Consider the following 15590-nt stretch of genomic DNA (forward strand, 5'->3'; position numbering starts at 1 on the left):
ACTGGTAATGTTCTCACGTTTTTAATATATATAACTCTTTACGAAATACTTTCATTGCCAAAGCAAACTCATGTTGCCTGAGGAGAACTGAACACTTTCGCAATTAGTAAACCTGCAATGAAGGTACCTATACTTATCACGAACATCATCCCATTGGATGGAAGTCCTGGATAAACAACAAAAATTGACCCCAAAATTAAGCCCATAATTACAGCGAACATTATTAGTTTAAAATTCTTAAGTAAATAACTAATCGCTTTACTACTAACTATAAAACCAACAACAACACCAGCACCTATAACAGCAATAATTGAGAAATTCAAATTCGATAATGCGGCAATTGCGGTAGAATATACACCCAATAATAATAATATAAATGATCCACTAATTCCCGGCAACAGCATGGCCATACTACCTAACCACCCCGAAAAAAATAAGCCGAGTACATTTGAAGTAGTGAGTTCTGTCATCGGTGTCGTATCCTGAGGGCTGACAAATGCAAAAGATGCTAGGGCAACTCCTACAATAAACATAATGAAAAAATGTTTTGCCTTGAAATACTTTTTCATTTCCGATTGCTTTGCAATAAATGGAATCACACCAATAATTAGACCAATGAAGAAAAACTGCGTTGGTATCGCATGATTTTCTAATAAATACTCAATCACCTTGCTAAATAAAAGTAGAGTAATCACGACGCCAATACCTAAAGGCAATAAAAACCCAATATGCTTCTTCCAGTTGCGACTAAAAATCCCACTGATAGATTCTAACAATTCATCATAAATACCTAAAATGAATGCGATTGTTCCGCCGCTAACTCCAGGGATTAAATCACTGATCGCCATGAAAACACCGCGATATAAATTACTCCACCTCATTACTAAGTCCATCCTTTCAATATTCAGCCTGATTTTGAAGTACTCTAGGTATGAAAAGTCAATAAAAAAGTCGACTGCGAAATTTCAAATCTGCACAGCCGACATTTTTTATTACCTCACAAGAGTTTCACTTCTATGATTTTCAATTGCAGCCATACGTTCATCGTATTCTTCCACAGTCATGTTATGTTCTATGAAATAACGATTTCGTGGATGAACTCGACATTCATCAGTACAACTTCTCATATATAGATACTCATTTTCTTCAGAACATAGAATTTGTGCATTACATACCGGATTCGCACAGTTTACATAGCGCTCACATGGTTCACCATCGAAATGATCGCGCCCAATGATCACATGGTCCACTTGATTAACAGGAACGACAAGTCTTTCATCAAAGACGTAACATTGGCCATCCCAAAGTTCCCCTTTTACAACTGGATCTTTCCCATAAGAAACGATTCCACCATCCAATTGCCCTACGTCTTCATAGCCTTCACGAACAAGCCACCCTGAAAATTTCTCGCAACGAATTCCACCTGTACAATAAGCTAAAATTTTCTTACCTTCAAATTTCTCTTTGTTTTCTCGCATCCACTCAGGAAGCTCACGGAAGTTTTGAATATCTGGACGTATTGCGCCTCTAAAGTGGCCTACATCATACTCATAATCATTTCTTGCATCAATAACGACCGTATCTTCTTCTTGCATCTGCTTGAAAAAATCTTCAGGACTTAGATAAGCTCCTGTAAGTTCATTTGGATTGACATCGTCTTCCAAACTAAGATTAACAATTTCTTCACGCGCACGAACATGCATCTTCTTAAAAGCATGACCATCTGATTCATCGATCTTAAATACAATATCTTTAAAACGTAAATCATTTCTTAAAAGTTCCATATATGCATCTGTTTGTTCAATAGTTCCCGAACACGTTCCGTTAATTCCTTCAGAGCCAATGATAATGCGCCCTTTCAAACCGATTTCTTTGCAGTTTTTTAAATGCTCAGCCGCAAATGTTTCTGGATCCTCAACCTCTACATATTTATAGTAAAGCAGAATCCGATGTGTACCTTTTTCCATCTTTCCAACCACCTTGTTTTTATAATTGCATGTTATATTAACAACTGGATCGGATGTTACATTTATATTTGTAAACATACGAAAACATTCCCGCATTTGCAAGATCCGAGACATTCGTATTGTATCATAATTCTTTAATCTGAAAAAGGATTAACATACCTACTTTCCAAATTTCGAAAATGTGTCACAACTCACTTTATTTTTCAATGAATTTTGATATCTAGTAACGAGTCGAGTGATGTTTTCTTGTGAAATTTGCAAATTAGTTCTTTGATCATTTGCAGACGGGCTTGCTAGTAGACTATACTTAGATAGCAATCGACAAAATACAACATAAAAACAATGAGATTTTAAAACTATTACGACTTTCCTAACGTCTAACTCTATAAATCTAGAAAAAGGAGTCTATAAATGAAATGACTATGAAACGAAACGATAGAAAAAAGCACAGAGCCTGGATAGATATCGTGTTTACATTTTTCATATTTTCACTTGTAATCACAAGCGGAGTTTTAATTTTCCTATCCTTAGAAAAGAGTGCTTCTTCGAGTAGCACGGTCAAAAAAGAAATCGAAGTTCCTGTTATCATTGATTCGATCGATTCAAATTATCCTGGAATTAAAATCGTCACAGAAATCTTCAACGATCCATTCGCTCCTTCAGCTATTCAATATCCACAAAGTATACATAAATCATTTAATCAAAAAATCTCAACTTATAAACAACAAGCAAAAGAAATATATTCAGCAAAAATGAATGAGAACAGAGTTAAACAGCTAGATATTCCAGGTGAATTAAATATTTCGTTCGAAACATTTTCACATCAATCAGGAAACTATTCGTTTGTTCTTGTAAATACAAGCTATTCCGGTGGTGCAAATGGGTCGACAGAAATTCAATCTTTTCACTTAAACCCTAAAACTGGAGAAGAGATTACGATACAAGACCTTTTTTCTTCTGACGATAAACACCTTGAGTTAGTTTCAAAACTAGTTCGAGAAAAGCTATTTGAAGATCCAGCGTATTCTAAATCCATATACCCTGAAAAGGCACAACTTCATACAGAACCAAGTTGGAATAACTTTTCTAACTTTGCTGTTTCAGACGAAGAAATTTACTTTTATTTCGATAGATACCCGATTGCCGCCAAATCAGCTGGTGTCCCTATCGTTAGCATTCCATTACTAGAGTTAAACTCTGTTCTTGCAGACGTTTTCAAAGTTGTAGAGGAGGACGTAGTTCAATCACCTAGTGAAGATTCATCTTCTGAAGAAGCAGTAGATGAGGATGGTGCTGATACGATTGAAAATCCAGAATCTAGCGAAACGGAAGTACCACCAACAATTCCAGAGAAAAAGCGGGTGGCACTTACATTTGATGATGGCCCAGATCCAAAAGTAACCACACAAATCCTTGAGACCTTAGCAAAATATGATGCCAAAGCAACTTTTTTCATGCTAGGAAGCCGAGTTGAGTATTATCCTGAGATCGCCAAAAGTGTTGCCGATGCAGGTCATGAACTTGCAAACCACTCATGGAACCACCCAGACTTAACAAAGTTGAGTGGCGAAAGAGTTAGTAATGAGATTCATAGAACGACAGCAATTATCGAAGAAGTTACTGGTTTAAAAATGACGGGTGGATTCAGACCTCCTTACGGTTCGGTAAATAAAAATGTCCGAGCGCAAACCGATTTGCCAGTAGTCCTTTGGGATGTTGATACATTAGACTGGAAGCATAGAAATCCAGCTAACCTATTAGCAAGTGTTCAAAATAACGTAAATGACGGAAGTATTATCCTAATGCATGACATCCATCAATCAACTGCTGACGGCTTAGAGGCCATGCTCGCTTATTTGCAACAAGAAGGATTCATTTTTGTTAAAGTTTCTGAACTCGATAAATGACAAAACCCCGATTTGCCAAAAGTATTTGGTGAATCGGGGTATTTTTTAGAACTTACAGAACACATTTGCTATAATGATAGTAGAACACATTCATTGGGATAATTGAAAAGGAGAGATTCGAATGTATATTAAAATTGAACCCCATTCAGAGATTCCCATATACACACAGTTAGTAAATGCTCTTATTGAAGGTGTTGCTAGTGGTTCTCTTCGTGAAGGAAAATCTCTTCCATCTGTCCGTAGCTTAGCGGCGGATCTCGGAGTAAATATGCATACTGTAAACAAGGCTTACCACGAACTTGAGAAAAAAGGGATTGTACAAATCATTCCAAAATCAGGTGTAATCGTGAATCCACAGAATCCGACAGATCTTGCACAAAAACGAATCGAAGCATATATGAGACCGGTAATTGCGGAAGCACTAGCTGTTGGGATTCAAGACAAGGAAATCATTTCAATGGTCCATAAACTATTCAATAAAATTGAGGAGGAATTAGAATGACACTAAGTATATTTCTTTTCGTTGGGTTATTTCTCGTTGGAATTCAAGCTTCAATGCCTTACTTATTGAAAAAGACACTCGTATTTGGTGTTACAATACCAACTCCACTCGTCGATGAATCGACCTTAAGTTCTTATAAAAAATATTACTCCATCATCACCGCAGTTTTTGGAGCTTTGTCGATCACCATTTTTACAATATGGGCATTGACAACAGAAATTGGAGAAGAAACCCTAGTGTTAACAGGAACTGCAATCCAGTTTGCGATTCTCCTCTTAAGTATGAGTCTTTATTTTTTATTTCATGTAAAGACTGCCAACTTAAAGAAGACGAATAACTGGGGTACAGATTTAAAACAAATACGCATTACTGATCTTACCGTTCGTACGGCGGATGAAATGTTGCATTGGGTATTTTTCACATTACCGATCTTGATTACAGTTGGGTTGATAGCTTACTCAGCTACGCAATATGCGAATCTACCAGAATTAATACCCACCCATTGGGGTATTGATGGCCAGCCAGATGCATTTAGTAAAAAAACACCTTTTTCCGCATTGTCCTTGTTACTTATCCTTTTCGTTCTTCAAGTTATGATGCTAGCGATTAATGAGTTGACTAAGAAATCTGGAATTAAAATAAGTGCAACAGCAAAAAACAAAACTCGGACGCAGCAACTAGCTTTTCGAAAATATACAAGTTGGTTACTATTTGCAATCATGTTGATCATGACGATTCTTTTTAGTTTTCTTCAATTGGGTATGATTCATGAAAAAATGAATAATCCATTCGTATTGTTTATCCTTCCGATAGGGTTTTTAGTTGTTATTTTTGTATTAACAGGTGTTTATGCATTTAAACTTGGACAAAGTGGAACACGATTAGACGTTGACACGCTCGACGAAGAAGTTGAAGGTGTCACCGATTATGATGACGATCAATATTGGAAAGGCGGTCTATTTTACATTAATAAAAATGACCCGTCTATTTTTGTAGAAAAACGTTTCGGTGTTGGATGGACACTAAACTTTGGCCAACCTTTAGGATTCGTTATTTTATTTGGACCAATTGCACTTATACTACTTTTTACTTTTCTTTTATAAAATAAATGAGTAGATGCACGCAAAAAAACGACGTAATCCATTATGCCCTTCCGTTTATTCGGGAAGCACATATGAATTACGTCGTTTTTAAATGAACTACTTTTCATCTTCTTAAATTAACTAAATACGCTTGTACTATGAAGTGGCTGCACTCTCGCCTTAGGGTCGATATACGCTTTTGCATGATTCACTGCAATAGGTGCTTCACCTAGACCAACCGCAATTAGCTTAACCTTGCCGTCAAAAGTAGTTACGTCCCCTGCTGCGTAGATCCCTTCAATATTCGTTTCCATACGCGTATTCACTTTAATGGAATTTCGGTCCATATCCAGTCCCCATTCTTTTAAAGGGCCAAGGGAAGAAATGTTTCCATAATTAACAATAAGATGATCTATTGGTAAAAGTTCTTCATTGCCTTCTTTGTCCGCGAGTACGATGCCACTCACGTTGCTATCTTCGCCTTCTATAGATTTTACGGCACGAGAAGTAAGGACTTTCACTTTTGACTCCATTAGCTGATTTACGCTTGTTTCGTGAGCAGTAAATCGTTCCCGGCGATGAACCAGCGTTACATTCGATGCTATGTCTTCCAGCATTAGTGACCAATCCACTGCAGAGTCTCCCCCGCCACAAATAAGTACTTCCTTATTTTTAAATATACTTAAATCCTTAATTCCATAATGAAGCGTCTTTTCTTCAAAATTCACTTCTTCTTTCAAACCAATCTTCCTTGGGCGAAAAGCTCCAATTCCAGCTGTTAACAATATTGTTCTTGTTAAATGGACACCTTTATCTGTTTCAAGAATAAAGTGATCTCCATCTTTAGTTGCCGAAAGCGCAGTTTCCCCGAGAATAATCTCCGGATTTGAATAATGTGCCTGTGTAACTAAGTTCGCCACAAAGTCTTTTGCAAGAACTTTAGGAAACCCACCCACATCGTAAATGTATTTTTCTGGATAAAGTTCAATGAGCTGCCCGCCGAGTTGTGGCAAGCTATCAATAATTTTCACTGACATTTCTCTCATTCCAGCATAAAAGGAAGCGAAAAGTCCTGTAGGTCCGCCCCCGATAATTGTAATATCAACTATTTCCTTGTCCATTTGCAAACACTCCAATTTATTTAGTCTATTCCTACGCTAGCCCATACTAATTCATTTCAATCTTACTACTATGTACATTATCTAACAACCCGTTAAAAAATACACATAATCTGTTTCAGCTTAAGCCACCCCTTTGGTATTCCCCACTAAATTTCACTATATTTGCTTCTTAAGCTAACAACCCATAGTAAATATTACTTAATTCAGTATAATGGGATATTAGAACTGTATAGAGAATGTTATTTAGGGGGATTTTGTAATGAAACTATCTGTTTCAAAAAAGTTATGGACTGGATTTTCAATTCTACTTATTCTCATGCTATTAATAGGCGGTACGTCTTTTTATTCAATGCAAAAAACAAATAGTGAATATCAGCTGCTTTTAGATGATCGAACTCATAAAGTAAATTTGGTTGATGAATTGATTAGTACACAAAAAGATAGTTTTATAGCCTTGAATGCTTACGTAATTAATAAGACCAGGGTCCACCTTGAGGACAATGAGAAAGCTGTCGAGAAATCCTCTGCTTTACTTGATGAGTTAGCGAGTATCATTGACAGTAAAGAAGACGCCATAATCATTGAAGAAGTTACAAGTATTCGAAATCTTTATATTAATAAAGTCCAGGCTACAACTGAGATGAACATGCGTGGAACAGAAGGACAAGTTCGGGCGTCAGCAATTGAAGCTGCAAGTTATAATAATCGTCTCATGGCAAAAGCTGAAGAACTAAAAATATCTCAACAAGACATAATGAAGCAAACACGAAACGACATAAACACTCTTATTGCAACTACAAATCTTATAATGTTGGTTCTAATTGCTTTAGGACTACTAATAAGCATCGTTGTTGCGATTGCAATTAGCCGAAGTATCGCACGTCCTGTTCAAAAGATGACGCAGGCCATCGAACGAATTGCTGCAGGTGATTTACAACATGAACCAATACTTATCAAAAATCGGGATGAGATTGGTGCAATGGCGGTTTCATTCAATAAAATGTCTGCAGACTTAAGAGCTATGCTACAACGCGTTCGTTTTACATCCCAGCAACTCGCATCCCAAGCTGAACAGTTATCCGCAAGCTCCGAAGAAAGTCTTGCGTCTTCAGAAGTGGTAGCTGCAGCGGCCGAAGAAAATATGCGTGGTAGTGAAAGACAAACAATTATCGTCAATGAAACTGCCAATTCAATGCAATCTTTACAAAGTGGCGTCCAACGCATTGCAGACAGTAATAACGACATGCTTTCATCTTCCAATACCGTTTCAATACTTGTTACAGATGGCTCTAAAATTGTTGCGGAAGTATCCAGTCAAATGGATAACATTCACTCCACAATCGATCATTCCGCAACAATTATTCGCCAAGTGGCTGAGCAATCTGTTGAAATACAAAAGGTAACCGCCATCATTACCGCCATTTCTGAACAAACGAACTTACTCGCTTTGAATGCAGCAATAGAAGCGGCACGTGCGGGTGAACATGGAAAAGGTTTTGCTGTTGTTGCAGAGGAGGTTCGTAGACTTGCCGAGCAATCTAAAACATCCGCATCTGAGATTGAATTTATGATGAATACCATTCAAGAAGATACTAAGAAAGCAGTTATCTCGATTAATATTGGCAGTCAAAGTGTAGATGCAGGTCTTTTATCCACTTCGAGTTCTATGAATATCTTCCAAGAAATTGAACAAGCAGTTCGTATAGTCGATCGTAATGTTGGCACAGTGACTGCTGCGATTGAGGAAATTCGTACAATCACCGATGTCGTGTCTGTAGGTTCTGCGGATGTGATTACACTTGTAGAAGCTGCTGTAACCACTGCACATGATACGAGCGCCGCTACAGTTGAGCAACTTGGCGTGAACCAAGAAATTTCCTCCAGTTCGCAAGCACTTGCGAACGTTGCAGAAGAATTGCAGCAGGAAGTTAATCGATTCAAAATATAATGCTTTCTACGAAAGAAAATCCTGTACACAAGAATTTCTGTGTACAGGATTTTTCTCATAATTTATTTTTCAACAAGATTCTCTTTACAAAACGCAAGAATCTCAGCTTTTTCATCTTCTTCTAATTCGAAATCTAACTGACTCTCAGATGCGCGGTCAAAAAAGTTATATGTTGCGATACGCTCTACGCCTTCGTCGACAGCAAAAATTACTCTTAAGCCTGTCCCACCCTCTGAATACAACTCATCTTCTTCATCTAATGAAATATAAAGTCGGTATTCGTAGCGATCCCCAGTTAGAATTCCAGTTGGGTCATTCATCTTATCTAACGTATATTCGGTTATGTTCATAAACATCATCCACCTTTAAAATTAAAATTAGTTTTCATCTTTCTTCATAATACACTATTAGATAAAAAAGTACGTATATCGCACTCTATTTTCAAACAAGAAATTGATCAAACCTATTCGGAATGAGAATTTGCTGTAAATATTAAGATTCCTCATCCTTCTGGATTCGTTTCAAACTGTTGATCCAATTCGCCTTAATCTCTTGTACTGCAAGTGGTGCATTTAATTCCTTTAAAGCTTTTATTATTTTCTCATGTTCGTAGTAAGATGTATGATTGCTATCTGTTTGACTAAAATAATGAATTTCAATTCTCATTATTTTCACTTTCAAACTTTCAAGCAACTTCACTAATTCCAAGTTGTTAGCAAATCGAACAATCTTTTCATGAAACGCATTATCTGCTAAAAATGACTTAATCCTCTCTATTGAATCCATCGTTTCTTTAAAGGTTTGATTGAGTTTTTCTAGTTCATCAATATCTATTGCTGTTATGTTTTGAATTCCTTGTTCAATCGCTAGTCCTTCAAGTGTACCTACGATTGAATAGATATTTTCAGCATCCAGTAAGTCGATTGGAGCTACTAGTGTCCAACGATTTGCTTTAGTAATGACGAGCCCCTCGTCTTCAAGTTTAAGTAAAGCCTCTCGAATAGGCGTACGGCTAATCCCTAATCTATCCGATAGTTCCTGATCTTTTAATTGTTGATTGGGCTCTAGTTCACCGGTGATTATCCATTCACGTAACGTGTTGTATACTTCATCGCGCATGAACGTACGCTTAATCTTGCCCGTTGCCTTATTTGGTAGCATTTCATTCTCCTCCTAACACTAGGTTTAAAATGCATCTTTTAATCTAAGGAAGGTATCCCGTCCCAAACGACTTTCCTGTAATTTTCTTCGTCCGTATCTCCCTCAGTATTAATTAATAATACGGTCGAATTTTCGTCTAAGCCAAGTTGTTTTCTCACTTCAATCGAATCATTATTTGTCATTAAATAATACAATAGCCCTGCTGTGACTGCACCTGACTCCCCTGAAATGATTGGTGCGTCTTGCTTCAGTGGATTTCCTAAAACTCTCATGCCAAGCGCTGCAATTTTATCATCACATGAAAACGAAGCATCGGAATAGTTCTTTAATATTTCCCAAGCACCCGGGCTTGGTTCTCCGCATGATAATCCCGCCATAATTGTGTTCATCGCTCCGCCTACAGAATGGATGGCATGATCTGCTTTTTTGAAAGATAAATAATAGCAATTGGCCAAATGCGGTTCAACAACAATTATTTTCGGATACATTTCCTTATAATACTGCACGAGGAAAGCTGTAATTGATGCTGCATAAGAACCTACCCCTGCTTGTAAAAACACATGTGTCGGTGATTTACTCGTATGCTTCGCCATTTGTTCAATCGATTCTTTAGCAAGCGATGCATATCCTTGCATAATCCAAACTGGTATTTCTACATAGCCTTCCCATGAAGTATCTTGAACGGTTACCCAACCATTTTCTTCTGCTAATCTTGCTGAATAGCGAACCGTATCGTCATAGTTCTCATCTGTTATTTCAGCAAATGCGCCTTCACTTCGTATCGCCTCGAGTCGACTCTGAGTAGATCCTTTCGGCATATATATTCTTGATTTATGGCCTAATTCTCTAGCTGCCCAGGCTATTCCACGTCCATGATTTCCATCAGTCGTTGAAATGAATGTAATTTCTCCTAAACTCTTTTTTACCTCAGGTGATTTTAATTCTTCAAAAGAAAGTGATTCAATATCTCTATTTAATTTCGCTGCAAGATATTTTCCTACCGCATATATACCTCCAAGAACTTTAAACGCGTTTAATCCAAATCGATGCGACTCATCTTTCACAAATATTTCTTCAACATTTAAATGTTTTGCTAATTCAGAGAGCCTTACTAAAGGTGTTTCATTATATTCCTTATAGGATTGTTGAAATGTATGTACCTTATTTATTTCTTCTGTTGTAAAATCCATAATAGCCTGATCTATTTTAAATTCGGGTTTCATACGATTGAATTCCCACTTTAGTAATTGATTTGTTGAATTTTGCATTTTGCATTCCCCTTTCAAATTTCAAATCTCTTTTAAAATGAAAGTCAATTTAGCTGACTGATATGTAATATACCACACTACACATATTATACAATTTACAATAATGTTATTTATATGATGGATAACTTTTTTTCGTTGCAATATTTTTCTATTTCATAAATAATGAAGACTGTAGTTACTTCTACGTGAGGATTTAAGGAGGATCAGAAATGATTACATTTAATGAATATCAATATGAAAGACCCGTCATCCAAGATATTAAAGCTGACTTCGAGGTACTTTTATCGAAATTCAAAGCAGCCGCTTCATTTGAAGAACAAAATAAGGTAATTGAAAAAATTAATGCAATAGGCAGCGATTATTCTACACAATCAAATCTAGCGTATATTCGAGCTTCGATTGATACGAATGATGAATTTTACAAAGCCGAAAGAGACTTTTTTGATGAAATCAATCCCGAATACCAAGAACTAGAAACTGCTTACTATAAGGAGCTTGTTGCTACACCTTTTAGAGCTGAACTTGAGGATAAATGGGGTTCTCAATTATTTGCACTAGCAGATAACTCCATCAGTTCATTCTCACCGGCCATTGTACCTTTGCTTCAAAAGGAAAATAAACTCTCTTCCGATTATTCAAAACTGGTCGCATCCGCACAAATTGAATTTGATGGAAAATCGTTAACGCTTGCACAAATGGGTCCTTATTCAGAATCACCAAATCGTGAAGTACGTAAAGCAGCATCCGAAACAGTTGTTCAATTTTTCTCAGATAACGGGGATAAATTTGATGAGATCTACGATGAGCTCGTGAAGATTCGTCACGAGATTGCAACTACATTAGGGTACAAAAACTTCGTTGAACTTGGTTACATTCGTATGAACCGAATCGACTATGATGCATCTATGGTTAAAAAGTTTCGCGATCAAGTGCGCGACCACATTGTCCCACTAGCGACCAAACTCTACGAGCGTCAGGCAAAACGGATTGGCGTAGAAAAACTAAAATCGTATGATGAATCGCTAAAATTTCTTTCTGGCAATGCTACTCCAAAAGGATCTCCTGAATGGATTATTGAAAACGGAAAGAAAATGTATGCAGAGCTTTCACCTGAGACGGATACATTTTTCCAATTTATGTTGGATAAAAAACTATTAGATGTTGAGGCTAAAAAAGGGAAAGAAAGTGGAGGCTATTGCACATTTATTGATAACTACGACTCTCCATTTATATTTTCGAATTTCAACGGAACTTCTGGAGATATAGATGTACTTACACATGAAGCTGGACATGCTTTCCAAGTTTACTCTAGCCGGAACATTGGTATTCCAGAGTATATTTGGCCGACGTATGAAAGTGCAGAAATCCACTCCATGAGTATGGAGTTTTTCACTTGGCCGTGGATGGAACTCTTCTTCAGAGAAGATACAGACAAATATAAATTTGCACATCTAAGCGATGCAGTATTATTCCTTCCTTACGGTGTTGCCGTCGATGAATTTCAACATGTTGTCTATGAAAATCCAGAACTGACTCCTTCTGAACGAAAAAATGAATGGAAGAAGATTGAGAAAAAGTATCTTCCAAATCGAGATTATGATGGCATCAGTTATTTAGAAGCTGGAGGTTTGTGGCAGCGACAAAGTCATATTTATTCCGATCCATTTTACTACATCGATTATACATTGGCGCAGATTTGTGCGTTCCAGTTCTGGAAACGTTCGCGTGAAAATCATAAAGATGCTTGGGTAGATTATTTACACCTTTGCCAACTTGGAGGATCACTGCCTTTTACAAAGCTAGTCGAAGAATCGAGTTTAATTTCCCCTTTTGAAGACTCATGTGTGGAATCAGTTATTGATACTATCGAAAGCTATTTAAATTCTATAGACGACCAATTACTATAAAAGAAAAACGGGACTGCCTAATGAATCATTCGATTCTAAGGCAGTCCCGCTTTATTATTTACTAAACGATCGTCTACTTTTTCACATAACCCTTAGTAGATACGCAACCTATCACATAAGTCCGACAGCGTTGCCTTCTTTATCTACATCCATATTTAGTGCAGCCGGTTGTTTTGGAAGACCTGGCATCGTCATTATTTCACCCGTTAAGCAAACCAGAAAACCCGCGCCAAGTTTTGGAATGATTTCTCTTACCGTTACTTTAAATCCTTCAGGTCGCCCTATTAACAAGGGATCATCTGTAAATGAGTATTGGGTTTTTGCCATGCAAACAGGTAAGTTCGCCCAACCATTCTTTTCAATATCCTCAAGGTTTTTCAATGCCTCTTTAGTAAATGCTACATCTTCTCCACCATAAACATTTTGAACGATTGTTCGAATTTTATTTGGTATTGAATCTTCTAACTCATAAATGGGTTTGAAGTTGTTTTCTTGATCCAGCAGCTCGATAACTTTCTTTCCGAGCTCGATTCCACCATGTCCGCCTTTTTCCCAAACTTCAGTTAAGGCCGCTGAAACTCCGTTTTCTTTGCACCAAAAAAGAATTGCCTCTATTTCTGCCGTTGTATCTGTTACAAATCGATTTAAAGCGACTACCGGCTCCACGCCAAACACCCGAATCGTTTCAATGTGCTTTTGTAGGTTAGGGATTCCATCCATAACGGCTTTTATATTTTCTTCTGCAAGTTCAGTTTTAAGTACACCGCCATGCATTTTAAGTGCACGAACAGTTGCTACAAGTACGACTGCATCTGGCCCGAATTCACCTTGTCTAGCTTTAATGTTCATAAACTTTTCAGCTCCAAGGTCCGATCCAAAGCCCGCTTCTGTAACAACTATATCCGCTAATCCACGTGCAGTGTTTGTCGCTGCCAGGGAGTTACAGCCATGGGCAATATTAGCAAAAGGGCCTCCGTGAATTAATGCAGGCGTACCTTCAATCGTTTGCACTAAATTCGGTTTAAACGCCTCTTTTAGTAAAAGTGTTAATGCGCCCTGCACACCCAAGTCTTTAACAGTAACAACTTCTTTAGAATATGTATAACCGATAACGACTCGAGCAATTCGCTCTTTTAAATCCTCTAAATCTTTCGCCAGACAAAATATTGCCATAATTTCAGATGCAACAGTAATATCAAAGCCCTCTTGTCTTGGAACGCCTTGCTGGGGGCCTCCTAATCCGATTGTGATATTGCGAAGCGCACGATCATTCATATCAATTACTCGCTTCCAAGTAATTCTGCGAGGATCGATATTGAGCTCATTTCCTCTATGTAGATGATTATCTATCAGAGCACTAAGCGCATTATTGGCAGTCGTAATCGCATGAATGTCTCCATTAAAGTGAAGATTAATTTCCTCCATTGGAAGTACTTGCGCATACCCTCCGCCAGTTGCTCCGCCCTTCATCCCCATAACAGGACCTAACGAAGGTTCCCGTAATGCAATCATCGTCTTTTCGCCAAGTCGCGTTAAAGCATCTGCAAGTCCTACAGTTACAGTTGATTTCCCTTCTCCTGCTGGTGTAGGGCTAATCGCTGTTACAAGAACAACTTTCCCCTTTACTTTGCATTCATTTAATTTTGAGCCGTCTATTTTCGCTCTAAATCGACCGTAAGGTTCAACTGCTTCTTCTGGAATTCCCGCACGTTTAGCGATTTCACCAATCAATTGCATTTTTGATTTCGAAGCTATTTGTAAATCTGTCAGAGGTAAAATATTTTTCGTCATTTTCATACTCCCTATTTTCAATTTCCTATTAATACTTTAACAAACACTGAATGAATTGGCGACTCTTTACAGAATTTCTCCATAATATATTCAGTTTATACTTAATATACTAAAAATCCAATTCTCTTCTCGATACTTTCAGTGAGTATGTCGATGATTTTCCCTCCCGCTCCTTTACCAATCTTTTGAGTTCCTTTCCATTTCATTGGCTAATCAATAAAAAATAAGTTAAACGCCTTATCAATCGTATGTAACCCGTTCAGTTCACTGGTACAAGAGTTGAATTAACAAGCGAAATAATATAGATATAGAGCAATGATCAGGATCGCAAATAGCGGTGCTTTTCTGTATATAAAAAGGATTTTTGTGGTAATTATGGTATGATAGCAGTAGGATAAGTATATATTGAGTATTCAGCAAACTGAGCCAAAACGAATGTAGAAAAACTGTTGCTTTGCGTTCCGGCGTACGCTTTCCGCGGGCACGGCTTCAATCTCGTCGTCCGCTTCGCTACCTGCAGGGCTTTCAGCTCGCACTGTTCCCGCTGGAGTCGACGCCTGCACTCCAAGCAACGGAGTGTATTAAATATAAAGTGTCAATTCAACAATCGGGCCAAACCCAACATTGATAAACTGTTGCTCTCCGTTCCGGCGCACGCTTTCCGCGGGCACGACTTCAGCCTCCTCGTCGCGAAGGGCACGCTCCTGTGGGGTCTTCAGCTCGCGCTGTTCCCGCTGGAGTCGGCGCCTGTACTCCAAGCAACGGAGCGTATTAAATATAAAGTGTCAATACAACAATCGGGCCAGTTCGACAAGTTCTGTGATAAATGCCTTTGGCATGAAAACACAGGAAGTTTATGAAATAAATTTCAACTTTACAATTGAAGATAGGAATGAAGAAACCATGTTTTCTGAAACTATCTCATCGATACTCCTG

Annotated in this window: 12 protein-coding genes; 5 read left to right on the top strand and 7 right to left on the bottom strand. The window is 37.8% G+C overall.

All coding sequences use genetic code 11. The features are described 5' to 3' along the window. Positions 1-68 precede the first annotated feature (68 nt). The gene (locus tag ACXYMX_RS05850; RefSeq protein WP_459043305.1) at positions 69-881 is read right to left on the bottom strand and encodes a DUF368 domain-containing protein; all 813 of its coding nucleotides are present in this window, start codon (positions 879-881) and stop codon (positions 69-71) included. A 111-nt stretch (positions 882-992) separates the two neighbouring features. Beyond that, a complete protein-coding gene (gene trhO / locus ACXYMX_RS05855) occupies positions 993-1967 on the bottom strand; it encodes an oxygen-dependent tRNA uridine(34) hydroxylase TrhO (protein WP_459043306.1) in 975 nt (324 codons plus the stop codon). Positions 1968-2383: 416 nt separating this feature from the next. Between trhO and ACXYMX_RS05860 the strand changes: the two genes are divergently transcribed. From ACXYMX_RS05860 to ACXYMX_RS05870, 3 genes are all read left to right on the top strand, one after another. Continuing rightward, positions 2384-3874 carry a polysaccharide deacetylase family protein gene (locus ACXYMX_RS05860; protein WP_459043307.1) on the top strand — a complete coding sequence of 497 codons (1491 nt, stop codon included), beginning with the start codon at positions 2384-2386 and terminating at the stop codon, positions 3872-3874. Between the two features lie 121 nt (positions 3875-3995). Continuing rightward, on the top strand, positions 3996-4376 hold the full coding sequence (locus ACXYMX_RS05865) for a GntR family transcriptional regulator (protein ID WP_459043308.1): 381 nt from the start codon (positions 3996-3998) through the stop codon (positions 4374-4376). Continuing rightward, entirely contained in the window at positions 4373-5479 is a 1107-nt protein-coding gene (locus ACXYMX_RS05870; RefSeq protein ID WP_459043309.1) for a DUF1648 domain-containing protein, read from the top strand. Before ACXYMX_RS05865 ends, ACXYMX_RS05870 begins: the two co-directional genes overlap by 4 nt. A gap of 116 nt (positions 5480-5595) precedes the next feature. On the opposite strand, the gene ACXYMX_RS05875 is transcribed toward ACXYMX_RS05870, so the two are convergent. Beyond that, the gene (locus ACXYMX_RS05875; RefSeq protein ID WP_459043310.1) at positions 5596-6579 is read right to left on the bottom strand and encodes an NAD(P)/FAD-dependent oxidoreductase; all 984 of its coding nucleotides are present in this window, start codon (positions 6577-6579) and stop codon (positions 5596-5598) included. Positions 6580-6838: 259 nt separating this feature from the next. On the opposite strand from ACXYMX_RS05875, the gene ACXYMX_RS05880 reads away from it, so the two are divergent. After that, positions 6839-8527 carry a methyl-accepting chemotaxis protein gene (locus ACXYMX_RS05880; RefSeq protein WP_459043311.1) on the top strand — a complete coding sequence of 563 codons (1689 nt, stop codon included), beginning with the start codon at positions 6839-6841 and terminating at the stop codon, positions 8525-8527. 62 nt (positions 8528-8589) lie between these two features. On the opposite strand, the gene ACXYMX_RS05885 is transcribed toward ACXYMX_RS05880, so the two are convergent. The 3 genes from ACXYMX_RS05885 to dpaL all read right to left on the bottom strand — a co-directional run bounded on the left by ACXYMX_RS05885 (position 8590) and on the right by dpaL (position 10956). Further along, the gene (locus tag ACXYMX_RS05885) at positions 8590-8877 is read right to left on the bottom strand and encodes a DUF6509 family protein (protein WP_459043312.1); all 288 of its coding nucleotides are present in this window, start codon (positions 8875-8877) and stop codon (positions 8590-8592) included. A 142-nt stretch (positions 8878-9019) separates the two neighbouring features. After that, complete coding sequence (locus ACXYMX_RS05890; protein ID WP_459043313.1) at positions 9020-9688, bottom strand: GntR family transcriptional regulator; 669 nt, start codon at positions 9686-9688, stop codon at positions 9020-9022. A 38-nt stretch (positions 9689-9726) separates the two neighbouring features. Then, positions 9727-10956, bottom strand: a complete 1230-nt coding sequence (gene dpaL / locus ACXYMX_RS05895) for a diaminopropionate ammonia-lyase (RefSeq protein ID WP_459043314.1) — start codon at positions 10954-10956, stop codon at positions 9727-9729. 209 nt (positions 10957-11165) lie between these two features. On the opposite strand from dpaL, the gene ACXYMX_RS05900 reads away from it, so the two are divergent. Next, the gene (locus tag ACXYMX_RS05900) at positions 11166-12863 is read left to right on the top strand and encodes a M3 family oligoendopeptidase (protein ID WP_459043315.1); all 1698 of its coding nucleotides are present in this window, start codon (positions 11166-11168) and stop codon (positions 12861-12863) included. 111 nt (positions 12864-12974) lie between these two features. On the opposite strand, the gene ACXYMX_RS05905 is transcribed toward ACXYMX_RS05900, so the two are convergent. Next, complete coding sequence (locus tag ACXYMX_RS05905; protein WP_459043316.1) at positions 12975-14654, bottom strand: formate--tetrahydrofolate ligase; 1680 nt, start codon at positions 14652-14654, stop codon at positions 12975-12977. Positions 14655-15590: the final 936 nt, after the last annotated feature.

This window comes from Sporosarcina sp. CAU 1771 (assembly GCF_054482775.1).